The sequence below is a fragment of the Propionicicella superfundia DSM 22317 genome (assembly GCF_000423465.1).
GTDB lineage: Bacteria > Actinomycetota > Actinomycetes > Propionibacteriales > Propionibacteriaceae > Propionicicella > Propionicicella superfundia.
Genome location: NZ_AUIA01000011.1, coordinates 40,246 through 63,541, shown reverse-complemented (window position 1 = coordinate 63,541; position 23,296 = coordinate 40,246). Strand labels below are relative to the sequence as shown.

19 protein-coding genes are annotated in these 23,296 nt (G+C 71.2%); 7 read left to right on the top strand and 12 right to left on the bottom strand.

What is annotated here, in order from left to right; translation table 11 throughout:
- Positions 1-27: 27 nt before the first annotated feature.
- Both G555_RS16945 and G555_RS0100285 read left to right on the top strand, forming a co-directional pair.
- Positions 28-756 carry an HAD family hydrolase gene (locus G555_RS16945; RefSeq protein WP_036920517.1) on the top strand — a complete coding sequence of 243 codons (729 nt, stop codon included), beginning with the start codon at positions 28-30 and terminating at the stop codon, positions 754-756.
- The gene (locus G555_RS0100285; protein WP_036920457.1) at positions 753-1,886 is read left to right on the top strand and encodes a zinc-binding dehydrogenase; all 1,134 of its coding nucleotides are present in this window, start codon (positions 753-755) and stop codon (positions 1,884-1,886) included. The genes G555_RS16945 and G555_RS0100285 overlap by 4 nt, the downstream gene beginning before the upstream one ends.
- 9 nt (positions 1,887-1,895) lie before the next feature.
- Here G555_RS0100285 and G555_RS0100280 read toward each other — a convergent pair whose 3' ends face one another.
- Positions 1,896-3,113: an NADP-dependent isocitrate dehydrogenase gene (locus tag G555_RS0100280; protein ID WP_028707324.1), complete on the bottom strand. Its 1,218-nt coding sequence runs from the start codon at positions 3,111-3,113 to the stop codon at positions 1,896-1,898.
- Positions 3,114-3,206: 93 nt separating this feature from the next.
- Between G555_RS0100280 and purU the strand changes: the two genes are divergently transcribed.
- The 4 genes from purU to G555_RS0100260 all read left to right on the top strand — a co-directional run bounded on the left by purU (position 3,207) and on the right by G555_RS0100260 (position 8,015).
- Entirely contained in the window at positions 3,207-4,058 is an 852-nt protein-coding gene (gene purU, locus G555_RS0100275) for a formyltetrahydrofolate deformylase (protein ID WP_028707323.1), read from the top strand.
- Positions 4,059-4,175: 117 nt separating this feature from the next.
- Positions 4,176-4,724 carry a type II toxin-antitoxin system PemK/MazF family toxin gene (locus G555_RS16940; protein ID WP_051208011.1) on the top strand — a complete coding sequence of 183 codons (549 nt, stop codon included), beginning with the start codon at positions 4,176-4,178 and terminating at the stop codon, positions 4,722-4,724.
- Between the two features lie 1,060 nt (positions 4,725-5,784).
- Positions 5,785-6,915, top strand: coding sequence for an acyltransferase family protein (locus G555_RS22475; protein WP_028707322.1), 1,131 nt, complete (start codon positions 5,785-5,787; stop codon positions 6,913-6,915).
- A gap of 110 nt (positions 6,916-7,025) precedes the next feature.
- Complete coding sequence (locus tag G555_RS0100260) at positions 7,026-8,015, top strand: malate dehydrogenase (protein ID WP_028707321.1); 990 nt, start codon at positions 7,026-7,028, stop codon at positions 8,013-8,015.
- Between the two features lie 106 nt (positions 8,016-8,121).
- On the opposite strand, the gene G555_RS0100255 is transcribed toward G555_RS0100260, so the two are convergent.
- Positions 8,122-8,388: a DUF3017 domain-containing protein gene (locus G555_RS0100255; RefSeq protein ID WP_028707320.1), complete on the bottom strand. Its 267-nt coding sequence runs from the start codon at positions 8,386-8,388 to the stop codon at positions 8,122-8,124.
- Between the two features lie 40 nt (positions 8,389-8,428).
- The gene (locus G555_RS0100250) at positions 8,429-9,283 is read right to left on the bottom strand and encodes a bifunctional methylenetetrahydrofolate dehydrogenase/methenyltetrahydrofolate cyclohydrolase (protein ID WP_028707319.1); all 855 of its coding nucleotides are present in this window, start codon (positions 9,281-9,283) and stop codon (positions 8,429-8,431) included.
- 368 nt (positions 9,284-9,651) lie between these two features.
- Between G555_RS0100250 and G555_RS0100245 the strand changes: the two genes are divergently transcribed.
- Positions 9,652-12,186, top strand: a complete 2,535-nt coding sequence (locus G555_RS0100245) for a glycoside hydrolase family 65 protein (protein WP_028707318.1) — start codon at positions 9,652-9,654, stop codon at positions 12,184-12,186.
- 112 nt (positions 12,187-12,298) lie between these two features.
- Here G555_RS0100245 and G555_RS0100240 read toward each other — a convergent pair whose 3' ends face one another.
- The 9 genes from G555_RS0100240 to G555_RS22080 all read right to left on the bottom strand — a co-directional run bounded on the left by G555_RS0100240 (position 12,299) and on the right by G555_RS22080 (position 23,134).
- A complete protein-coding gene (locus G555_RS0100240; RefSeq protein WP_028707317.1) occupies positions 12,299-13,951 on the bottom strand; it encodes an amidohydrolase in 1,653 nt (550 codons plus the stop codon).
- A gap of 1 nt (position 13,952) precedes the next feature.
- A complete protein-coding gene (locus tag G555_RS16935; protein WP_051208008.1) occupies positions 13,953-14,798 on the bottom strand; it encodes a MoaF C-terminal domain-containing protein in 846 nt (281 codons plus the stop codon).
- A 30-nt stretch (positions 14,799-14,828) separates the two neighbouring features.
- Entirely contained in the window at positions 14,829-15,848 is a 1,020-nt protein-coding gene (locus G555_RS16930; protein ID WP_051208005.1) for an ABC transporter permease, read from the bottom strand.
- Positions 15,845-17,446 carry an ATP-binding cassette domain-containing protein gene (locus tag G555_RS16925; RefSeq protein ID WP_051208001.1) on the bottom strand — a complete coding sequence of 534 codons (1,602 nt, stop codon included), beginning with the start codon at positions 17,444-17,446 and terminating at the stop codon, positions 15,845-15,847. The genes G555_RS16930 and G555_RS16925 overlap by 4 nt, the downstream gene beginning before the upstream one ends.
- Positions 17,421-18,398, bottom strand: a complete 978-nt coding sequence (locus tag G555_RS0100220) for a sugar ABC transporter substrate-binding protein (RefSeq protein WP_028707316.1) — start codon at positions 18,396-18,398, stop codon at positions 17,421-17,423. The genes G555_RS16925 and G555_RS0100220 overlap by 26 nt, the downstream gene beginning before the upstream one ends.
- 426 nt (positions 18,399-18,824) lie before the next feature.
- Positions 18,825-19,412 (bottom strand): TetR/AcrR family transcriptional regulator, encoded by a 588-nt coding sequence (locus G555_RS20930; protein WP_051207995.1) that lies wholly within the window; start codon positions 19,410-19,412, stop codon positions 18,825-18,827.
- 88 nt (positions 19,413-19,500) lie between these two features.
- On the bottom strand, positions 19,501-21,048 hold the full coding sequence (purH, locus tag G555_RS0100210; protein WP_028707315.1) for a bifunctional phosphoribosylaminoimidazolecarboxamide formyltransferase/IMP cyclohydrolase: 1,548 nt from the start codon (positions 21,046-21,048) through the stop codon (positions 19,501-19,503).
- Positions 21,045-21,629, bottom strand: coding sequence for a phosphoribosylglycinamide formyltransferase (gene purN / locus G555_RS0100205; protein ID WP_028707314.1), 585 nt, complete (start codon positions 21,627-21,629; stop codon positions 21,045-21,047). The genes purH and purN overlap by 4 nt, the downstream gene beginning before the upstream one ends.
- Positions 21,630-21,733: 104 nt before the next feature.
- On the bottom strand, positions 21,734-23,134 hold the full coding sequence (locus G555_RS22080; RefSeq protein WP_028707313.1) for a cell division protein PerM: 1,401 nt from the start codon (positions 23,132-23,134) through the stop codon (positions 21,734-21,736).
- Positions 23,135-23,296: the final 162 nt, after the last annotated feature.

Sequence of the window (23,296 nt, the reverse complement as noted above, 5' to 3'; positions counted from 1 at the left end):
ATCCCGACTCACAGCAAGGAAGAGATGATGACAGTCACGTGGAACACAGAACGCCGGGCACGACGGGACGACGCGCACCGCCCCTCGTTCGATCTGGTCGTGATGGACATGGCCGGAACCACCGTCCGCGACGACGGACTGGTCGAGCGGGCCTTCGCCCGCACGGCCCGTGAGGCGGGCCTCGACACGTACATGCCGCTCGCCTCGGCGGCACAGTACGTGCACGACACGATGGGCCAGTCGAAGATCGCGGTCTTCCGGCACCTCACCGCCGGCAACGAGGCGGCGGCCCAGGAGGCGAACCGTCTGTTCGAACGCTCCTACGGCGAACTGGCCGAGACCGAGGGCGTCGAGGAGGTGCCCGGGGCGGGGGCCGCGATCGCCGCGCTGCGGGACGCCGGGCTGCGGGTCGTCCTCACCACCGGCTTCTCACCGGCGACGAGGGACGCCCTCCTGTCCCACCTCGGATGGGTCGTGGACGGTGCGCTGTCGCCGGCCGACGCCGGGGGCCGGGGCCGGCCCGCACCCGACATGATCCTCTCGGCGATCGTCGCCACCAAGGCCCGGGCGGTCTCGTCGGTGGTCGTCGTGGGCGACACCGCCAGCGACATGATCGCGGGCCGGAACGCCGGCGCGGGCGCCGTGGTCGGGGTCCTCACCGGCTCCCACGACCTGGCACGCCTCACCGAGGCCGGTGCCGATGCCGTGCTCGAGAGCGTCGCCGCCCTGCCGCGGTTCCTGCTCGAACTGCCGTGAGCACCACCGCCCGGGCCGCCACCGTCCCCCTCGACCTCGAACCTCCCGCCAGCGCGATGCTGTGGAGCGCCCCTGGCTCGCCGCACCGCACGGTGACGGTGCCGCGGGTGCTCCTCGCGCCCGGCGAGGCGCTCGTGCGGGTCGAGGCGGCGACGGTCTGCGGCTCCGACCTCCACACGGTCCACGGGGACCGCTCCGCCGGGGCACCGCTCGTCCTCGGGCACGAGCAGGTGGGCCGGATCGTCGCGACGGCGGGAGCGGTGAAGGCGTCCGACGGGTCCTCGGTGCGGATCGGGCAACGCGTGGTCTGGTCGGTGGCGGTGAGCTGTGGGGAGTGCGACCTCTGCCGGGACGGCCTCCCGCAGAAGTGCGCGACGCTGCGCAAGTACGGGCACCAGCCGTTCTCGGAATCCTGGCCGCTGTCCGGGGGCTTCGCCACCCACGTCCAGCTTCGGTCGGGAACGACGATCGTGCCGGTGCCGGAGGACCTGCCCGCCGCGCTGTTCGCGCCGGCCTGCTGCGGCACGGCGACAGCCGCCTCCGCCATGGCCAGGGCCGCCCACCGCGCCGAGTTGGGTGGACGCTCGGTGCTCGTCACGGGCGCCGGGATGGTCGGGCTCTCGGCCGCGGCTCTGGCCACCGACCGCGGCGCACTGGTCGTCGTCTCCGACCCCGATCCCGGGCGGCGCGAACTCGCCTGGCGTTTCGGCGCATCGGCCGTCGTCGATCCCACGGCCGTCGACGGAAGCCGCGAGTCGCTGGCGAAGGCACTGGACGACCTGGGGCCGCCCGTGGCGGCGATCGAGGCGTCGGGACACCCGTCGGCGGTGCGGACCTGCGTCGAATCGCTCGCCGTCGCAGGGATCGCCGTCCTGGTCGGCAGCGTGTTCCCGACGGCCGGCGTGTCGCTCGACCCCGAACGGATCGTCCGCCGGCTGCTGACGGTCGCGGGCGTCCACAACTACCGCCCGGCCGACCTCGTCGCCGCCGTCGCGTTCATCTCGCGGCGGCGCGACGAATATCCGTTCGGCACGCTGGTGAGCGAGACGTACCCCCTCCACCGGCTGGACGACGCGTTCGCCGCCGCAGGCCGCGGGGCCGTCCGTGTGGCCGTGACCCCGCAGCCCTGAGCGCCGCTGTCAGGCGAGCGTCGCCGCGAGATTCTCGTCGAGGGCCGCCAGGAACTCCTCGGTGGTGAGGAACGGCTGGTCGGGGCCGACGAGGAGGGCGAGATCCTTGGTCATCCTGCCCGACTCGACCGTCGTGACGCAGACCTGCTCCAGCGTCTCGGCGAACCCGGTCACCTCGGGGGTGCCGTCCAGCTTGCCGCGGTGCCTCAGCCCGCCGGTCCACGCGAAGATCGACGCGATCGGGTTGGTGGACGTCGGCTTGCCCTGCTGATGCTGCCGGTAGTGCCGGGTGACCGTCCCGTGCGCGGCCTCGGCCTCGACCGTGCGACCGTCAGGCGTCATGAGGACGCTGGTCATCAGCCCCAGCGAGCCGAAGCCCTGGGCGACCGTGTCGGACTGGACGTCCCCGTCGTAGTTCTTGCACGCCCAGACGTACCCGCCCTCCCACTTCAGGGCCGACGCGACCATGTCGTCGATGAGCCTGTGCTCGTAGGTGAGGCCGCGCGCGTCGAACTCGGCCTTGAACTCGTCGGCGAAGACCTCGGCGAAGAGGTCCTTGAACATCCCGTCGTACGCCTTGAGGATCGTGTTCTTGGTCGACAGGTACACGGGGTAGTTCCGCTGCAGACCGTAGGAGAAGCTGGCCCGGGCGAAGTCGCGGATGGAATCGGCGAAGTTGTACATGCCCATCGCGACGCCGCCGGCGGCCGGGTAGTTCGCCACGACGTGCTCGATCGGGGCGGACCCGTCCTCGGGGGTGAAGGTGATCGTCAGCCTTCCAGCGCCCGGGACCGTGAAGTTGGTGGCCTTGTACTGGTCCCCGTGCGCGTGGCGGCCGATGACGATCGGCTTCGTCCAGCCCGGGACGAGGCGCGGAATGTTGGAGATGATGATCGGCTCGCGGAAGACCACGCCGCCGAGGATGTTGCGGATCGTCCCGTTCGGGGACAGCCACATCTTCTTGAGGCCGAACTCCTCGACGCGTGCCTCGTCGGGGGTGATCGTCGCGCACTTGACGCCGACGCCGTGCTCCTTGATGGCGTTCGCGGCGTCGACGGTCACCTGATCGTCGGTCGCATCGCGATGCTGGATGGAGAGGTCGTAGTACTGAAGGTCCACATCCAGGTAGGGATGGATGAGACGCTCCTTGATGAACTGCCAGATGATCCGCGTCATCTCGTCGCCGTCGAGTTCGACGACCTTCCCCTGGACCTTGATCTTCGCCATGTGTCCTCCGTGCTTGGTTTGACCGCACCTTACCGAAGCCTCACGCTCACGGACTCATCGACCGGTCCGGCACGCAGCCGATACCCTGAGCAGATGCCCGACACCCAGCATTGGGTCCTGACGCTGACGTGCCCCGACCGGCCCGGCATCGTCCACGCGATCACCGGCGCCATCGTGCGGGGAGCCGGCAACATCACCGAACTCAAACAGTTCACGAGCCTCGACACCGGCCGCTTCTTCACGCGCATCCAGTTCGAGACCGAGGCGTCCGAACAGCGGCTCCGCGCCGCTCTCGACCCGGTCGCCGCGGACGTCGGCGGTCGGTACCGGCTCTACGAGGCCGAGCGCCGGATGCGCACTCTCGTGCTGGTGTCCAAGGCGGGGCACTGTCTCAACGACATCCTCTTCCGTCAGCGGGCGGGCCTGCTGCCGATCGAGATCCCGCTCATCATGAGCAACCACCCCGACCTCTCCGATCTGGCGGGCTTCTACGGCGTCCCCTTCGAGCGGCACGAGGTCACCGCCGAGACGAAGCAGAGATTCGAGGCGGCCCTGCTGGATCACGTCCGCGACCTCGGCATCGAACTCGTCGTGCTCGCCCGGTACATGCAGATCCTGTCGCCCGGCGCCTGCGAGGCGCTGACCGGGCGGGTCATCAACATCCACCACTCGTTCCTGCCCGGCTTCAAGGGCGCCAACCCGTACCGGCAGGCGCACCGACGAGGGGTGAAGATCGTCGGGGCGACCGCACACTTCGTGACGGCCGACCTGGACGAGGGGCCGATCATCGAGCAGAACGTCGTCCGGGTGAACCACGAGATGACGGTTCGCCAGCTCGTGGATGCCGGGCAGCGGCAGGAGTCGGCCACGCTGTCCGGCGCAATGCAGCTCTTCGCGGAACACCGGGTGCTGCTGGACGGCGCCCGCACGATCATCTTCGACTGACTCGGCGGACAGCGTGGAGGGTTGATGTTGGACTACCAACATCAACCCTCCACGCTGTCGGGCGGTTACGGTTGTCCCGTCACGCCGCCGATCCCGCGCTGAGGAGTTACCGAGACCATGAGCGATTCCAGGGGACTGCTGGGCCTGCTCGGCCGCGCCGTCGGGTACCTGCTGAACGCCGCCACCGCGAGCCAGGAGCATCCGGCTCGCTCCGAGTCGCGGACCTCCACCCCGCGCGGTGCGCCGCCCGCCGCCGGTGACGCCTACCCGGGGGACTACGAGGGGATGCCGCCGGTGTCGTACGCGCCCCGCGACGACGGCGAGGCCGACCCCGGCGAGGTGGTGTGGACGTGGGTCCCGTTCGAGGAGGACCACGCGCAGGGGAAGGACCGGCCGGTGCTGGTCGTCGGCCGGGACGATCCGTGGCTGCTCGCGTTGCCCGTCACCAGCAAGGATCACGACAGGGACGCCCGGCAGGAGGCGTCGGCCGGCCGGTTCTGGTGCGACATCGGCACCGGCGACTGGGATCGCGGCGGGCGTCCGAGCGAGGCTCGCGTGAACCGGGTGATCCGCGTCGACCCGGCGGCCGTGCGGCGAACGGGCGGACGTCTGCCCGAGAAGCGGTTCGCCGCCGTCGTGGCCCAGATGCGCGCTCACCTCTCCTGAGTCCCGGCTCCGGCCCGGGCCCCGCTCTGCGGTCGGCCTCGCTCTGGGGTCGGGCCTGGTCTGCGGTCGGGTCTGGTCTGCGGTCGGGTCTGGTCTGTTATCGGGCCTGCACAGCGACCGGGCCTCCACAGCGACCGGGCGTCGCAGCCACCCGTCCTGCAGGCTCGGCGGGGCCAGTCCCGTCCGCACTCACGGCTCCGGCCCCCGGATCACAGGACCCACCTGTCCGGTCTCTCGGCGGCCGGGCCGTCGCCGCAGCGATGATCGACCGCGTCGCCCAGCACGCCGACGTCCTCCCCTCACGGGCGCCTCCTGCCTGCCACGCAACCACGGAATCGACACCCTGCCCGGCATCCGACCCCAGGACACGGCAGACGAGAGACTCACGACCCGGTGGCCTCGTTTTCGAACGTCGTCGTCACGACCGGGTCTCTGCGAGGAGAGGCCCCCACCCCGCCCATCACCACACCCCGACCCCGAGACGCAGGAACCAACCCGACCCGGCCTCTCGGAGCGCCACGGAGTCGCTCCCCTGCTGACCGCCAGGTTGCGAGGCATTCCAGCCCCGGCGACCCCGAGCCCGTGCGATGACCGCCACCTTGCGCGGCATTCGACCCCCAGAACCGAAGGCCGTAACCCGTGCAACCTGGTGGTCACCCCACACCGGCCGCCGAGACCCGCTCGGCAACCCGCACAACCTGGCGGTCACCCCACTGCGGCGAGGAGAGGCCGGTGCTCCGCCGCCGGCCACGTCGACCGCGCTCTTCGGCCCAGTCACGCCGGCTGTGCAGTTGCGGAGGTGCGCGGCGTCGATGTCGGGCCTCCGCCAGAGGTGGAGCGCACAGCCGACGGCCCCCGCCGCGGCGAGGCATTGGAGGACCAGCAGGCCGACCGCACCGGCCCGCGCAGGCACGCGAGAGGTCCAGCACGAAGGACGACCCGAGCACTCTGGACCGCAGCCCTGAGCGCCTCGCGCCGTTCGCGGGAGAAGCGGATCCTCCACGCCCCGGGCATCCGCGGACGGTGGCCTCACGGCTCCTGCACAGCCGCGCTGGTTACGGTGACTGCCGCCACGAACGCGTCGAGAAGGAGGATCATCCTGCTCTCCCCCGTCACCCCGGCCACGGAGGAACGCTCCGCGCGCCGACGCCCGGAACTGGACATCCTGCGCGGGGCCGCCGTCCTGCTCGTCGTCTTCTACCACGCCACCATCGCGATGGACTCCTTTCTCGTCGAACGCCCCGCGTGGCTCACCGGGCCGGCAGAGGCCGCGACGCCGTTCCGGATGCCGGTGCTGATGTTCCTGTCGGGGGCATTGCTGCCACGATCGCTGCGCAAGCCTCCCCGCGCGTACCTGAGCGGCAAGCTCCGCGCCGTCGCGTGGCCGTACCTGGTCTGGACGACCCTGATCGTCGGGTACACCCTGCTGACCGACCGGATCGATCACGAGCTCGACCCGAGCCGGGCCCGGATCGTCGAGGTCGTCGTCAATCCCGCCACCTACACCTGGTACCTCGCCTACCTGTGCGTCTACTACGCCCTCGCGCTGGTGCTGCCGCGCGCGGTTCGCGCCTGGAGCGTGCCGCTCCTCCTCGTCGTCGCCGGCGTGTCCGCCCACGAGCAGGTCGTCCGCTTCGCCTTCCTCCTGGCCATGTTCTTCGCGGGCGAGTGGGCCGCCCGGCACCCCGGCGCGTGGAGGTGGACGTCCCATCGCATCGTCGCCGCGATCGCGGCCATCGTCGCGGTGTCGCTGGCCACCGCCTCGGCGATCGGCCTGCCGCTGCGGTACACCCCGCTGTCGGGCATCGGGGTCGCGGCCGTCATCGTGGCGGGGCTGCCGCTGGCGCGCCGCGCCGCTACCGGGCCCGGCGGACGACTCCTCGCCCGTCTCGGTCAGGACTCCCTCATCTACTACGTGACCCACTGGATCGTGATCGGTGTCGCCGCCCACGTGCTGATCGAGTTCTCGGTGGACGATCCCGCGGTGGCCGTGCCGCTCATGGCGGTGATCGCGCTCGGCGTGTGCGCAGCGATGGCAGCGCTGCGGCGGCGCTTTCCGGCCGTCGCCGCGTTGCACGCGTGGCCGGCCCGGCCCCGTCCGACGGCCGACGCGGGCGGCGTCCCGGAGACCGGCTCCGCCCGCCGCGCGCCGTCCGAGCTCGCGCTGCCGGCATCGGCCATGGGGCGGTGAGACGCGCGCCTCCCGCACAGGTGCCCTGATCCCCTTTCCCCGCACACCCGTTGCTCCGGATTGCGGTAGCGTCGAATCGTGCCCAGAACCAACGTCGGCTGGAGGAACCAATGAGTCAACCCGTCAAGATCGCAGTGACCGGAGCAGCCGGCCAGATCTGCTACAGCCTGCTGTTCCGCATCGCCAGCGGTGCCCTGCTCGGCCCGGACCAGCCCGTCGAACTCCGCTTGCTGGAGATCACCCCGGCCCTGAAGGCGCTCGAGGGCGTCGTCATGGAGCTGGACGACTGCGCGTTCCCGACGCTCGCGGGCGTCGAGATCGGCGACGATCCCGAGAAGGTCTTCGACGGCGTGAACCTGGCGATGCTCGTCGGCGCCCGGCCCCGCACGAAGGGTATGGAGCGCGGTGACCTGCTGAGCGCCAACGGCGCCATCTTCACGGCGCAGGGCAAGGCCCTGAACAAGGTCGCGGCCTCCGACATCAAGGTGCTCATCACCGGCAACCCGGCGAACACCAACGCCCTCATCGCCATGAGCAACGCGCCCGACATCCCGAACGAGCGCTTCAACGCCCTCACCCGCCTCGACCACAACCGGGCGACGTCCCAGCTCGCCAAGAAGGTGGGCGCGCCGGTGACCGATATCTCGCACATCACCATCTGGGGCAACCACTCCGCCACGCAGTACCCCGACATCTTCCACGCCCAGGTCGCCGGCAAGAACGCCGCCGAGGTCGTGGCGGACGAGGCCTGGATCGAGTCGACCTTCATCCCGACCGTCGCCAAGCGCGGAGCCGCGATCATCGAGGCCCGCGGGGCATCGTCGGCCGCCTCGGCCGCGAACGCGACCATCGAGCACATGCACGATTGGGTGAAGGGCACCCCTGCGGGCGAGTGGGTCTCGATGGCCGTGCCGTCCGACGGCTCGTACGGCGTGCCCGAGGGACTCATCTCCTCGTTCCCGTGCACCGTGGACGCCTCCGGCTCCTACTCCATCGTGCAGGGGCTGGAGATCAACGAGTTCAGCCGCGCCAAGATCGACGCGTCGGTCGCCGAGCTCGCCGACGAGCGGAAGGCCGTCACCGAACTCGGTCTCATCTGATCGACCCGCCCCGGCTCACCGCCGGAGCATGTCACGGGGGCCCGGTCGCGCGACCGGGCCCCCGTGACGTCCGTCCGCATCCCGCGCGGGCCGGTGCGTGACGGCGTCAACGCTGCGGCGGCACGACCCAGGTGAGAGCGAGGATCCCGAGGCCGGCCACCAGGTAGCAGAGCACGTCGGTGAGCCTGCTGCGGACGCCGAGCAGCTTCGCCACCGGCCTCGGCAGGATCAGGCGCAGCACCCCTCCGAGGGTCACCGACAGGCCGATCGCCGTCGAACCGATCCGCCAGTGCCCCGTCATCGTGATTCCGAGGCCGACGACGACGCCGCCGAGGACGATCAGCAGCGGCCACTCGTCCAGCACCTTGTGCACGAACGAACGGTCGGTCCAGTGGGTTCGCGGGCCCCGCTGCTTAGGCACGGGCGAGGTGCTCCGCCCGTTCGACGACGTTGGTCAGCAGCATCGCGCGCGTCATCGGCCCGACGCCGCCGGGCACGGGTGCGACCAGGCTCGCGACGTCCCACACCGACGCGTCGACGTCGCCGGCGAGGCCGGCGGCCGTCCGCGTGATCCCCACATCCACCACGACCGCGCCCGGACGCACGTGGTCGGCCGTGATCAGTCCGGGCGACCCGGCGGCCGCGACGACCACGTCGGCCTGCCGCGTGAGCGACGGCAGGTCGATCGTGCCCGTGTGGCACAGCGTCACCGTCGCGTTCTCCGACCTGCGGGTGAGGAGCAGGCCCAGCGGACGGCCGACCGTGGTTCCCCGGCCGACGACGGCGACCCGCGCACCGGCGAGCGGCACCTCGTAGCGGTGCAGCAGCTCCACCACCCCGCGCGGGGTGCACGGCAGCGGGCCGGGGGTGTTGAGCACGAGGCGCCCGAGGTTGAGGGGGTGCAGCCCGTCGGCATCCTTCTCGGGGTCGACCAGGCCGAGCGCCCAGGTGTCGTCCACCTGCGGGGGCAGCGGCAACTGGACGATGAAGCCCGTGCACCGCGGATCGTCGTTGAGGCGCGCGACGGCCGCGGCGACGTCGGCCGCCGACGCATCGCCCGGGAGGTCTTCGCGCAGCGACTCGATGCCGACCTCGGCGCAGTCGCGGTGCTTGCCCCTGACATAGCTGATCGAGCCGGGATCCTGCCCGACGAGCACCGTCCCGAGCCCGGGCCGGTGCCCGGCCGCCGCCAGGATCGCGACCCGCTCCGCGAGGTCCGTCTTGATAGTCCTCGCGACCGCGAGACCGTCGATCTTCTCCGCCACCATCCGCCGCTCCCACGTCCGTGAATCGTCCGCCGCATCCTGCCCTGCCTGTGCTCGATCGCCCAGCCACGGCGGTGCCCATCTTAGGGGCGGACCCGGCGGGCACGACCGCGGACGACAGGTTCACAGCGGGCCGGACTCCGCGGGAATCCCGCCTCGCCGAGACGCCGGTGCGCCCCGGCTCCGCGACGGGCCATCCCCTCGAGGCGGCGCTCCCCCGTTCCGCGATCCGACGCGCGCGGGTCACCTTCTGCGGCAGGGGATCCGCGGGGTAGTCTCTGCGCAGCACCAACCGAGAAGAGGGGCCTCGTGACCGCAGTACCACCGTCCGCTCTCGGCCGACGAGCCCACGGCACGCGCCGGAGCGACTCGTGAGGCCGGCGAAGGCCGACCCCCTCGACCGGACCCGCTTCCCGGTCGACCCGTGGGCCTTGCGCGAAATCCGCTTCGACGCCCGTGACCTGGGCGTCACCGAGTCCCTCTTCTCCGTCGCCAACGGCTACATCGGCCTGCGCGGCAACGTCGAGGAGGGCCGCGACTCCTTCGCTCACGGCACCTTCGTCAACGGCCTGCACGAGGTGTGGCCGATCCATCACGCGGAGGAGGCGTTCGGCTTCGCCAAGGTGGGGCAGACCATCGTCAACGCCCCCGACGCGAAGGTCATGCGGCTGTACGTCGACGACGAGCCCCTGCTGCTGAGCGTCGCCGACCTGCAGCATTACGAGCGGTCGCTGTCGTTCCGCGACGGGGTGCTGACGCGCGAGCTCACCTGGCGGACGCCGTCCGGCAAACACGTCCAGCTCCGCTCGCGGCGGATGGTGTCGTTCTCCGAACGGCACCTGGTGGTCATGGACTACGAGATCACCCTGCTCGACGCCGACGCGCCGCTCGTGGTGAGCTGCGAGATCCTCAACCGGCAGGACGGGCAGGACGAGTTCCACGTGCGAGCCGAGGCGATGGGGACGGGATTCGACCCGCGACGCGCGGCGAACCTGGCCGGGCGCGTCCTGGAACCGGTCTCCAAATGGGAGGGCGGCGGACGGTCGGTGCTCGGATACCGCGTCGCCGCGTCGGGGATGACGCTCGCCGTGGCCGCCGACCACACCATCGAGACCTCCGACGACTACGAGGTCCGGACCCAGGTCTCCGACGATGTCGCCAAGTACGTGTGGCGCATCCACGGCACGGCGGGCACCACGACGCGGGTCACGAAGACGGTCAGCTACCACACCTCCAGGGTGGTCCCGCCGCTGGAACTCGTCGATCGCTGCCGCCGCACGCTCGACCGGGCGAAGGACTCCGGGACCGCCGCGCTCTTCGCCCGGCAGCGCGCCTGGCTGGACGACTTCTGGGAGCGCAGCGACGTCGAGATCGCCGACCAGCCCGAACTGCAGCAGGCGGTGCGCTGGAACCTGTTCCAGCTCATCCAGGCCTCCGCGCGCGCAGAGGGCGCCGGCATCCCCGCGAAGGGCCAGACCGGCTCGGGCTACGACGGACACTACTTCTGGGACACCGAGATCTACGCCCTTCCCTTCCTCACCTACACGTCGCCCTCCTTCGCCCGCAACGGGCTGCGCTTCCGCTACACGATGCTGGACGCCGCCCGCCGCCGCGCCGTCAGCGTCAACCAGCGGGGCGCCCTGTACCCGTGGCGCACGATCAACGGCGAGGAGGCCTCGGCGTACTACGCCGCCGGAACGGCCCAGTACCACATCGATGCCGACATCTCGCACGCGCTGTCGCAATACGTCGCGGCGTCCGGCGACCGCGACTTCCTGGCCCGGGAGGGCATCGACATCCTCGTCGAGACGGCCCGGCTGTGGGCCGACCTGGGCTTCTGGCGCCGCATCGACGGTGACTCCGGCTCCGAGGAGTTCCACATCCACGGCGTGACCGGACCCGACGAGTACACCGCCGTCGTCAACGACAACCTGTTCACCAACGTGATGGCCCGCGCCAACCTGCGGGCCGCCGTCCGCAATCTGCGCTGGCTGGCCGGCCACGATGCCGCGGCGTACCGCAGCGCGCGGCAGCGGCTGTCGCTCACCGAGGACGAGATCACCGAGTTCTCCCGCATCGCCGAATCCATGCACGTGCCGTTCGACGACCGCCTCGGCATCCACCCGCAGGACGACGACTTCCTGTCGAAGGAACTGTGGGATCTGCAGAACACCCCGGCCGACAAGCGCCCCCTGCTGCTGCACTATCACCCGCTGGTGATCTACCGGCACCAGGTGCTCAAGCAGGCCGACGTGGTTCTCGCCCTCTACCTGCAGGGCGACGAGTTCACGCTGGAGGAGAAACGGGCCGACTTCGAGTACTACGACCCGCTGACGACAGGCGACTCGACCCTGTCCTCCGTCGTGCAGTCGATCATCGCCGCCGAGGTGGGGTACGCCGACCTCGCGCTCGGGTACTTCCGCACCGCCGTCTTCGTGGACCTCGCCGACCTGCATCGCAACACCGACGCCGGGGTCCACGTCGCGTCGCTCGGAGGTGTCTGGAATGCGCTCGTCGCCGGATTCGGCGGGATGCGCGACTACCTCGGCGTGTGGAGCTTCGACCCGCGTCTGCCCGACGACTGGGCAGCGCTCACCTACCGGCTCACCATCCACGGCAATCGCCTGCGGGTGCGGGTCGAACGGGACACGATCACGTTCACGCTGGAGACCGGCGACGCCGCCTCCCTGCCGATCACCGTGCAGGGTCGCCCGCTCGAGGTCACTCGCGGCGTCCCGCTCGTCGTCGCCGTGGAGCAGCCGCGGCTGCTGGAGGGACGTCCGCTGGTGAGCGACATCGAGGGCACCGTCCGCGAGGACGGCTCGGTGATCCGCGCCACGGTTCCGTCCAATCCGTTCGACGAGGACGTCGCCGAGGCGGAACGGCACCTCCTGGATCCGTCCTGACCGCTTCCCGCGGTGCTCGCGCACCACGTCGCCCGCTCGCCACGCCCGGGGCGGCGTTGCTGCGCGGGCAGGGGTGGCGGCCGGACCCCGGGCCGGGACGTCCCAGCGGGTGTCACGCCCGCTCGAAGACCCGCCTGCCCTCGAACCAGGTCTCCGTCACCGTCACGTGGGACAGCTCGGTCGGCTCGATCTCGAAGGGGTCGCGGTCGAGGACGATGAAGTCCGCCGACTTGCCCGCCGCCAGCGACCCGGTCTCCGTCCCCAGCCCGAGCGAGTCGGCCGCCTCCGAGGTACAGGCCGCGATGGCCTCCTCCAGCGTCAGCGCCTGCTCGGGGGTCAACGCGCCCGGGGCCAGGCCCAGCGGATCGGTCCGGGTGACCAGCCCATGGATGGCGTACCACGCGTCGGGCGTGTCGCTGCACGGCCAATCGGAGCCGACCACGATCTTCACCCCGGCGTCCGCGAGGTCGCGATTCGGATGGATGTGGTCGGAGATCTCGGCCGGGACGACGCTCGCGATCGCCGTCGGCACCGGCCCCGGGACCCAGTAGTAGGGAGAGATCTCGGCCACGACGTCCAACTCCGCGAAGCGCGCGATGTCGGCGGGCTGGATGAACTGGCAGTGCGAGATGTGGTAGCTGGGCTCGGTGAACCCGGCGGCACGCACCCGCTCGATGGCGTCCAGAGCCGTGTGGACGGAGCCGTCGCCCGTGCAGTGGACGACCGCCGACAGGCCGTCGCGCGCCCCGTCGGAGAGCAGTTCCGCCAGTGCATCGGTGGTGAACAGCGTCTCGCCGCAGAAGTCCTCGTCGGCCGCCCCGGGCGCGGGCAGGTACGGCCGGGAGAACGCGGCCGTCCGGGCCGGCGGGATGCCGTCCAGGAAGACCTTGATGAAGTCGGGTCGATGGTGCCGCGAGCGGCACTCGGCGCCCTTGGCGAACAGACCGGGACCGGTCAGCCGGTAGCCGAAGATCTGCTCGTAGAAGGGCATTCCGCTGACGGCCCACGCGGTCATCCCGCCGGTCTCGTCGAGCCGCTTCGCGCCGACCATCATCTCCCACGACGCCCCCGCGTCGAGACAGGCCGTGATCCCGTAGCTGTTGAGGATCCGCATGCCCTCCGCGACCATCGCGAGGTAGTCGTCGGGGGTGTAGCCGGCCCAGTCGAGGAACGCATGCTCCACCGGCAGCCCCGCACCCTCGTACAGGACGCCGGTGAGCCCGCCGGTGACCGGGTCGGTGACGATGACCCCGTCGGCGGGTTGCGGCGTGTCCGGACCGATCCCGGCGGCCGCCAGCGCCGCGCTGTTCGCCCACCGGTTGTGCCGGCTGTACTCCCGCACCATGACCGGGTGGTTCCCTGTCGCCTCGTCGAGTCGCCGCAGGACGTCGGCGTGTTCGATCTCCATCGCGACGGCCGCGCTGTACGGGCTGATGACGGCCCACGTGCCGGCGGGCAGGTCCGCGACGGCGGCCCGGATCGCGGCGAGGACGCCGTCGAGATCGAGCGTCGGATCGATCGGGCATTCGTAGGCCTCGGTGCGCCCCTGCAGCCAGAAGTGGTTGTGGGCGTCCACGAATCCCGGCATGACGAACCGCCCGCCCAGGTCGACCGAGGCCGTCCCCTCCGCCGTCCAGGTGCCGGCGGCAGCCGCGTCGCCGACGGCGACGATGCGACCGTCCGCGACGGCGAAGGCCTCCGCCCACGGTTGCGCCGCATCGCCGGTGTACACGCGGGCGTTGCTGAAGATCGTGTCGGGTGCCATGTCAGTTCCTCCTCTGTTCGGAATGCCGAGCGGTCGATTCGAGGGCGCCCACGGGGTCGGAGATGCCGACGAGGGAGCCGTGCGCGCCGAAGGTGAAGTGGCTGAGCCTGGTCTCGTCCTCGTTGAGCCCGAAGAGGACGCCGTGCGATCGCAGCGCCAGGGCGTCGCGGTGGTCGGCGACCGTGACCGACGCGCAGGGGATGACCTTCTCGCGCCACGCGAACACGTAGATGCCCGGCCGGAGCCGGTAGGTGGTCTGCTCGTCGGTGTCGGCCTGACCGCCCTCGGGGCCGGTGACGCAGTGCCACGTGTACCAGAGGTCGTTCAGGTAGTAGTGCTCGTAGACGTGCTGCGCGCTGTAACGCCACAACACCCTGCGCCCGACGAGATCCTCGGTCGGGACGGGCAGCGGCCCGCGGTCGGAGGCGCCGTTGACGGTGGCGGGGACGAACTGCTGGGTCACCCGGGTCGCACCGTCACCGCCGGCGGGCCCGATGAACGACAGGACGCACAGGGCGACGCCGTTGGACAGGTCGAAGAACGCGGAGACGGCCTCCTCCGGATGCGTCCGTGCATGGTGGAACTGGACGTAGAACAGGCCGTCGGCCACCTGGAACGCCTCGTACGGGTCGGTGCCGAGGTCCAGGCCGCCGTCGGGCTGGGTCAGGGTCCACGTCACCGTCCCGCCGGCGAAGTCGTGGCCGATGACGGTCCCGTCCCCGGTCGTGATCGAGATCGACGTCCCGTCGAGCAGGGCCGAGGTCGCCGCCTTGTTGGCGTCGAACCCGGGCTCCAGTTGATCGAGCGGCAGCCAGTGGGCGGTGTCGTTGAACGCATGGGTCGTCATGCTGATACTCCTGTGGGATCCGGTGAGATGTCAGTCGGAGATGGCGGCGGTGGGTCGCTGGGCCGCGGCCTGTCGGCGGCCCCGCGTGGCGATGGCCCGCCCCACCGCCTGCTGAATGGTCTTGTCGAGCAGGACGGCCGCGACGAGGGTGAGGCCGACGAGAACGGTCTGCAGGTATGCCGACACGCCCAGGATCACGAGCCCGTTCTTGAGGACGCCCACGAACACCAGGCCGTAGACGATGCCGCTGATGCGACCCGAGCCCCCTTCGAACGCCACCCCGCCGAGCAGGACGACGGTGAGGGCATCCACTTCCAGTCCCTGCCCGACGACGGGGCTGACCGCGCCCAGCTTGGCGGCGAGCAGCAGGCCCACGAAGGCCGCCACCCCGCCCGACACGATGTAGGTGGAGACCTTGATGCCCTCCACGGGAAGGCCCATGAGGTGAGAGGCGCGCATGCTTCCGCCGACCGCGAGGATCTCCCGGCCGCGCGCCGTGTGCTCCAGGATGAACCAGGCCAGCGCGATCGCGAGGATCAGCAGGATGATCTGCAGCCGGATCCCGAGCACCGACAGCGACCCGAGCGCCGTGAAGGACTTGGGCAGTCCCGAGACGGTCTTGCCGTTGGTGAGGAACAGGGCCAGGCCGCCCCAGGCGCTGAGGAAGCCCAGGGTCACGACGAACGGATTGAGACGGACCCACGCGACGAGGAATCCGTTGATCGCCCCGGCGGCGACGCCCACCGCGAGCCCGACCGCGACGCCCGCGAGGGGGTTTCCCGTCGCGACCATCGTGTAGCCGCCCGCCACGGCGGCCAGGGTCGCGACCGAGCCGACCGACATGTCCACCGTGCCCTGCATCACGATGAACGCCACCGGGAGAGCGATGAGCCCGAGCTCGGAGATCTGCAGCAGGATCGTCTGGATGTTCTGGACCGTCAGGAACCGCGGGTTGAGGACGCCGAACACCGCGATCAGGGCGATGAGGGCGAACAGCACGCCGTTGCGGACGAGGAACAGCCGCACTTGTTCGGATGTGGGTGTCTTCACGAGGCTTGTCCTCCAGTCGAGACGGCGTCGCCGGCCAGGGCCAGCAGGGTCGAGAGAAGCTGTCCCTCCATGTCGGCGCCGGCCGGGATGAGCGCGTGGCGATGGCCGTACACCACGTACGCGCGGTGGCACATGCGCATGATCTCGTCGGACTCCGACGACGCCACGACAACGCACATGCCCTGCGCGGCGTACTCCTGGACGGCCCGGATGATGTCGTTCTTGCCGCCGACGTCCACCCCCTGGGTGGGCTGCAGCAGCAGGAGCAGCTCCGGCCGTCGTGGGAGCGTCCAGCGCGCGATGAGGTGCTTCTGCCGGTTGCCGCCGCTGAACTCGTCGATCGAGTGGGTCCCCGGCGGTCCTTGCACGTTGAACAGCGTGCGTCCCTCCTCGTAGGCGGCCACCCCGGTCGTCCTGCCGATGGCACCGGCGCGGGCATAGGAGCCGAACCAGGGCAGCATCACGTTGTCGCGGGCGGACAGGTTGTGCGCGAGGCCGTCGGTCTCACGGTCCGCCGGGACGAGGTGGACCCCCGCCCGGATGGCCTGTCGAGGGCTGCGCGGAGTGAACGGCCGACCGTGCAGATCGAACGTGAGGCCGGTCGTCTTCCGGTTCCTGCCGAGACCGAAGGCGGCCGTCAGGATGTCGAACTCGATGCCTGCGGCCATGCCGAAGATCCCGACGACCTCCCCGGCCCGGAACTCCAGTTCGAGCCCGTCGGGGTCGGGGTCGTGGACGCCGAGCACGATCTCGCCGGGGGTCGCCGTGGTGGACTCGGCCTTCGTGAACCCGGGGGCCAGCGCCGCGGCGAGGTCGTCCAGCGAGAGGCCGTCCATCGAGGCGTCGAGGACGACCGCCCCGGCGTTCAGGACGACGGCTCGCGAGCAGATGTCCATGATGTCGGGAAGCCGATGCGAGACGTACACGACGGCTGTCCCGGAGGCGGCGAATCCCCGGACGAGGCGGTGCAGATTGGCCGTCTCGGGAAGGCCGAGGGCGGCCGTCGGCTCGTCCAGGAGCAGGATCCGGATGTCGCCCCGGACGAGCCCGCGTGCCAGGTCGACGAGCTGGCGCTCCCCGACGGAGAGCTGGGACGCGATCGTCCGCAGCGACAGATGGCCGAGCCCGACCTCGGTCAGCGCGGCGTGGGCGCGCTCGATCCGCTGGGCGCGGGTCGAACGCCGCTTGTCGCCGAGAAACAGGTTGTCCAGGATCGAGATGCCGGGGATGAGCGCGGGCACCTGGCTCACGACGCACAGCCCCGCCTCGGCCATGGCGGCCGGGCTGGGCGAGTCCATGAACCGCCCGTCGAGAAGCATGCGCCCGGTGGAGGGCTGCAGTGCGCCGCTCGCGACGTTGATCAGCGTGGACTTGCCCGCCCCGTTGTGCCCCAGGAGCCCGACGATCTCGCCGGGCGCCACCTCGAAGGTCACGCCGTCGAGCGCGACGGTCGCCCCGAAGTACTTGCTGACGTCTGCGAAGGCGATCCGCGGTGGCGTCCCCGGAGGGTTGGTGAGGCCGGCCGAGCCGGCGGGGAGAGAGCCTCCTGGCTCCTCCCCCGCCGGGCGGGCCTCACTCCGTCCGGAAGTCGTCGACATTGTCCTTGGTCACCTGCGTCACGCCCACGGTGATGTCTCCGGAGATCGTCCCCTCGGCCGCAGAGATGAGCTGCTTGGCGTTCGCCTCGGCGAGGTCGGCCGCCTTCCATGCGAAGGACGTCTGCCACATGTCGGTGCCCGTCTTGATGAGGTCGAGCGCCTCGTTGTCGGCGTCGGTCGCGCTGACGTAGTGCTTGCCTCCGGTCGCCGAGACGCCCGAGTCGATGAGCGCCTGCCGGGCGCCGTGGATCATGTCGGCGCCGATCCCCAGCCAGACGGCCGTGTTCGGGTGCGCGACGAGGTTGCTCTGCGCCTGCTTGTACCCGTCGTCGCGGGTCTTCGCCTCCAGGTCGGTCACGGTGATGCTCGCGTCCGTCGCGGCGAGGCCTTCCTTGAGGCCCTTGAGCTGGTCCTGGCCGAGCTGGGAGGTCGTGTCGGCGAGCAGCGCGACGTCGATCTTCTCCGTCCCGTAGGTGGCGACGATCCACTCTCCGGCGGCCTTGCCGACGCTGTACCCGGCGTCGTAGTTGGAGATCAGGGTGGCGTAGTCGACGCCGTCCCACTTCACGGCGTACCCGATGACGGGGATGTTCGCCGCCGTCGCCTGGGCCGTGACGGCCACGACCGAGTCGACGTCGGCCGGGAAGCCGCCGATCGCCTTGACGTCGCCGCGTGCGACCCACGACTCCCAGTCGTTGACCTGCGTCTTGACGTCGAAGTTGGGGCTGTCGGTGAGGAACTCGTAGCCGGCGTCCTCGATGATCGGTTTCATCAGCGTGAGCTGGGAGTTCCAGATGTTCACGTCCTGCGTCGGGAAGCTCCAGGCGAGGGCGCCCTTCGACCCCTCCGTCGCCGTGGAGGACTGTGAGTCGGGAGTCGAACAGGCGGTGAGCGCCAGTCCGGTCGTCAGGGCGGCAAGGGCTGCCACGAGGCGTCTTGTGCGGGTCGACACGGTCGGTTCCTTTCGTGCGGTGTCGGAGCACGCCCTGACGACCGCAGGGCGTACTCCTGTTACGAAGGGACGAGGCGGGATGCGCGCCGACCGTCGGGGGGATCGATCAGAGCGTGCCGGGGCGGCCCGCAGCGCGGGCTCCCGGACCTCTCGGCGTGTGGCGACCTTGGGCGTCCCGCAAGAGACACCACCGCCATCGGAGGCTTCAGGCCTGCGGACAGAAGTCACGAGACGGCGACCGGACCCTGGGGTTCAACACCCCTCGACCCCGCCTCGCCCGTGTGCTCCCGCCCGTGAAAGCTCCGATGACGCACACGTTAATGAGCGCACGTACACTGAAAAGTTGCGTCCGTGTGAAGAACGTGTTTCGCCTTGCCTCCACGGGCCGCGCGACGTCGGCGTCTCACGGCGTGGCGGCGTGGGGACTCAGGGACGGAAGGCGTCCAGCAGCGCACGCACCGGAGCGGCCATGTCGTCGGTGCCGAGGTCGCCCTTGAACACGAACTCGATCTGCGCGTTCACGACCTGCGCCATGAACATCGCCGCGAGGGCGTCCAGCGGCGCATCCGGCGACAGCTCCCCGAGCGAGACCGCCTCGTCGAGCAGGGACCGCAGCATGCCGCCCCATTCCACGAGTTCGGGCCGGCCGACCCGCTCGACACTGAGGCTGGACGACGCGAGCCCCCAGAACCCGACGACGATCCGCGCCTCGTCCTTGGAGATCGGGGTCAGCGGGAGAAGGGCCTCCACCAGCGTGACGACGGCCTCGACCCCCCGCACGTCGGCCAGCGCCTCCAGCGCCCGTTTGTGGGTGTTCTCGATGACCTTCTCGTTGGCCTCGGTGAGAAGGTCGTTCTTGTCGGAGAAGTAGCGCCACAGAGCCCCGTTGGACACCCCGAGGTGGTCGGCCAGCGACCGCGATGTCGCATTGGCCAACCCCTCCTTCGCGATCAGGGTGAGGAACCCGTCGACGATCTCCGACCTGCGCTGCGCATAGTCAACGATCTTCGGCATAGCCGCCTCCTTCCTCGCGAGCGTAGCGGCCGACGGCGGGCCTGACGAGATGCGGCCGGGCACCGTCTCGTGGCGGCCGAGCCGCTGCTCAGTGGAAGAAGTGCCGCGTGCCGGTCGTGTACATGGTGACGCCCGCCGCGGCCGCGGCCGCGAACGTCTCCTCGTCCCGCACCGACCCGCCCGGCTGGACGATGGCGCGCACGCCCGCGTCGAGCAGGATCTGCGGGCCGTCACTGAAGGGGAAGAACGCGTCGGAGGCCGCAACCGATCCGCGGGCGCGGTCCCCGGCCCTGTCCACCGCCAGCCGGCACGAGTCGACGCGGTTCACCTGCCCCATCCCGACGCCGACCGAGGCACCGCCGTGGGCCAGCAGGATGGCGTTCGACTTCACCGCGCGGCATGCCCGCCAGGCGAAGACGAGGTCGGCGAGGGTGGCGGCGTCCGCGGGCTCCCCCGCCACGAGCGTCCAGTTCGCCGGGTCGTCGCCGGGCGCGTCGATCCTGTCGGGCGCCTGGACGAGGACGCCGCCGGTGACCGGCCTGAGCTCGGCGGCCGCCGCCGGGTACGCCGGGGCCTGCAGGATGCGGACGTTCTTCTTGCGGGTGAGGACCTCCAACGCACCGTCCTCGTAGCCGGGTGCGATGACGACCTCGGTGAACACGGGCGCGATCTGTTCGGCCATCGTGACGCTCACCGGGCGGTTGGCGGCGATCACGCCGCCGTACGCCGAGACCGGGTCGCAGGCGTGCGCGGCGGCGTGGGCGGCCGCGATGTCGGACCCGACCGCGATGCCGCAGGGATTGGCGTGCTTGATGATGGCGACCGCGGGCTCGGCGAAGTCGTACGCGGCGCGATAGGCGGCGTCCCCGTCGGTGTAGTTGTTGTAGGACATCTCCTTGCCGTGGAGTTGCGTCGCGGCGGTCAGCCCGGCGTTCAGGGACGAGTCACGGTAGTGGGCGGCCGGCTGATGCGCGTTCTCGCCGTACCGCAGCGACCCGATGAGGCGGTAGGTGCGTCCGACCCAGGAGGCGGGTTGCTCCGCCAGCAGGTCCGATGTCATCCAGGAGGCCACCGCCACGTCGTAGTCGGCGGTGTGCCGGAAGGCTGCCGCGGCCAGTTCCCGGCGCTCGGGGAGCGTGAAGCCGCCCGCGGCCAGCGCCGCCCGGACCAGGCCGTACTGGCCCGGAGACGTCACGATCGCGACGCTGGGGTGGTTCTTGGCCGCGGCGCGCACCATCGACGGGCCGCCGATGTCGATCTGCTCCACGCACTCGTCGGGCGATGCGCCGGAGGCGACGGTGGCGGCGAACGGATACAGGTTGCTGACGACGAGGTCGAACGGCTTCACGCCGAGTTCGTCGAGCTGCGCGCGGTGGGACTCCAGCCTCCGGTCGGCGAGGATGCCGGCGTGGATGTGCGGGTGCAGCGTCTTCACGCGGCCGTCCAGGCACTCGGGGAACCCGGTGACCTGCTCGACCGGAACGACCGGGATCCCCGCGGCGGCCAGGGTGGCGGCGGTGGAGCCCGTCGAGACGATCTCGACGCCCGCGGCGGCCAGGTCGGCGCCCAGGTCGGCGAGGCCGTCCTTGTCGTAGACGGACACCAGTGCGCGGCGGAGCTGGATGCGGTCGGTCATGGGTTCCTCTCGGGCGTGCGGGTGAGGTCGGCGATCGTGGCCACGAGCAGGGGCCGCTCGACCTCCTTGATGCGCTCCGTCAGGTCGTCCTCGGTGTCACCGGGGAGGACGGGGACGGCGTGCTGGGCGATGATCGCGCCGGTGTCGACCCCGGCGTCCACCCAGAAGATCGTGGTGCCCGACACCTTGACCCCGTGCGCGAGGGCGTCGCGGACGCCGTGAACGCCCGGGAAGGAGGGCAGCAGCGCGGGATGCGAGTTGATCATGCGGCCGCCGAAGCGCTCGAGGAACGCGGGCCCGACGATCCGCAGGAATCCGGCGCCGACGACGAGGTCGGGGTCGTGGGCGGCCACGGCGTCCCGCAGCTCGCGATCCCAGGCCGCACGATCGGCGCCCTTTGCCAGCTCGACCACGAAGGTGTCCACGCCGGCCGCGCGCGCCCGGGCGAGCCCGTGTGCGTCGGGCCTGTCCGATCCGACGGCCACGAGGTCGATGTCGAGTCGACCCTCGGCGACCGCGTCGATGATGGCCTGGAGCAGCGTGCCCGACCCGGACACGAGGACAACCACGCGCTTCGCCACGGGGTCACCCTACCGGGATGGGCCGGCGTGGTCGCGCCGGGCCCGTCAGATGAGGGTCCCCGCCCCTCTTCGGCTCCGCTCCCCGCTGTGCGGCCCGACGCCCGTCAGTCGGCCCCGGCCGGGGGGCCCGGCGAGGCGGGGGGCAGCGGTGCCGTCTCGTCGACGTCGCTCCGGGAGCGCGGCAGCGGTCTGGTCGCGTCGGCGTCGTCCGCGGCGTCGCCGGGTGACGATGCGCCGGCGGCCAGTCCGGCCAAGGACGCCTTCCGCGACAGCCACACGGCATAGCCGGTTCCGAACAGGGCCCCGGAGATCCCGAGCAGACCGGCCGAGAATCCCGCCAGCTCGAGCAGTCGAGGGCCGACGTCGATCAGTCGGGTCGCTCCGAGGTCGCCTCGGGAGACGGCGGCCAGCGCCACCCAGCACGCGGCCGTGGCGAGCCCCGCCGCCAGCCCCACGGCGCCCGCGATCTCCACCCGCTCGCTCTCGTCCTCGGCCCACCACGATCGCACGGCCAAGACGCCGGCGACTGCCCCGGCGACCACGCCGCCGGCAAGCCAGAACACCTGGCCCGGCTCGGCCGCGCCCGCCTGCGGCAGGGCCCCGAGGACGGGAAACGCCGGGAGCAGCCCGAGGGTGGTGGACACCACGGTCACGGCGGTGCCGGAGCCGATCGACAGGCCTCCGCCGAGGGCCCAGCTCCCGGCCCACAGCAGGTAATTCGGCCAGAACGCGCCCTGGCCGAGGAACAGCACTGCGGCCGGGACGGGTGCCAGGTTCAGCTCCGCCGACAGTGCCATGATCCGGTCCCAGTGGGCGACGAGCGCGACGACGAACGTCGCGACGGCGAGCACGACGAGCACGGCGAGACCGGCGCCGACGGCCCGGGCGCCCCAGCGCACCCACCCCGGGAGGAGATCGAGCACGGGCAGTCTCACGCCGGCGCAGGCGCCTCCGCCTGCGGCGAGCACGGCGATGACGAGCGACGTCCCGAGGCCGCGTGCCGCCTGGAGGGGTTCGGTGAAGGCGAGGGCGAGGACGACCACGACGCCGACGTAGGCGACCGTGGCCGCGATGGTCGTCTGCAGGACGACGCGGGACGGCGCCGCCGGCTCGTCCTCGCCGTCCTCGCCCCGGCCGGTCCGGGCTGCGAAGAAGCCCGTGGCGGCCAGCCCGCCCAGGGACGCGACGGTCAGGCCGAGCGGAACGACGGTCATGAGTGTCGAGCCGAGCAGCAGCCCGGTGCCGTTGCCCGCCAGCCAGGCCCTCGTGGCGAACACGAGGACGGTGCCGACGCTGCCCTTCATCTCCGTGCCCCACCCGACGAGTGCCCACACGGACACCAGCAGCCAGCCCCCGAGAATCACGCCCAGGGCTCCGGTCGCGCCGCCCAGGATCCATTGCGGCACGAGTCCGCCGAACGGCGATCGGGGCGCGCCCGAGTCGGAGTCGGAGGGCGTCGCCACCTGGAGGGAGACGTGGTCTGAGTTCCGCTGTCGTGTCGGCATGGCCCCTCCATGCTCGCCCAGTGCGGCCCCGCCCGGGTGCCGGACACGCCCGCGGGCGGGTTGCACGCTCGACTGCCGCGTCTGCGCACACGGGTACTGTTGCCGTGAACAGTCCAGACACCCGGGGGCGATGTGACCGACGAGACACCACGGCCGAGGCGG

What these genes read in the sequence shown, in the direction of transcription:
- G555_RS0100240 (WP_028707317.1), bottom strand. Translation starts at nt 13,951, where the DNA reads ATGGCACCCGACACGATCTTCAGCAACGCCCGCGTGTACACCGGCGAT.
- G555_RS16945 (WP_036920517.1), top strand. Translation starts at nt 28, where the DNA reads ATGACAGTCACGTGGAACACAGAACGCCGGGCACGACGGGACGACGCG.
- G555_RS0100260 (WP_028707321.1), top strand. Translation starts at nt 7,026, where the DNA reads ATGAGTCAACCCGTCAAGATCGCAGTGACCGGAGCAGCCGGCCAGATC.
- purU (WP_028707323.1), top strand. Translation starts at nt 3,207, where the DNA reads ATGCCCGACACCCAGCATTGGGTCCTGACGCTGACGTGCCCCGACCGG.
- purH (WP_028707315.1), bottom strand. Translation starts at nt 21,048, where the DNA reads ATGACCGACCGCATCCAGCTCCGCCGCGCACTGGTGTCCGTCTACGAC.
- G555_RS16940 (WP_051208011.1), top strand. Translation starts at nt 4,176, where the DNA reads ATGAGCGATTCCAGGGGACTGCTGGGCCTGCTCGGCCGCGCCGTCGGG.
- G555_RS22080 (WP_028707313.1), bottom strand. Translation starts at nt 23,134, where the DNA reads ATGCCGACACGACAGCGGAACTCAGACCACGTCTCCCTCCAGGTGGCG.
- G555_RS0100280 (WP_028707324.1), bottom strand. Translation starts at nt 3,113, where the DNA reads ATGGCGAAGATCAAGGTCCAGGGGAAGGTCGTCGAACTCGACGGCGAC.
- G555_RS16925 (WP_051208001.1), bottom strand. Translation starts at nt 17,446, where the DNA reads ATGTCGACGACTTCCGGACGGAGTGAGGCCCGCCCGGCGGGGGAGGAG.
- G555_RS20930 (WP_051207995.1), bottom strand. Translation starts at nt 19,412, where the DNA reads ATGCCGAAGATCGTTGACTATGCGCAGCGCAGGTCGGAGATCGTCGAC.
- G555_RS16935 (WP_051208008.1), bottom strand. Translation starts at nt 14,798, where the DNA reads ATGACGACCCATGCGTTCAACGACACCGCCCACTGGCTGCCGCTCGAT.
- G555_RS0100250 (WP_028707319.1), bottom strand. Translation starts at nt 9,283, where the DNA reads ATGGTGGCGGAGAAGATCGACGGTCTCGCGGTCGCGAGGACTATCAAG.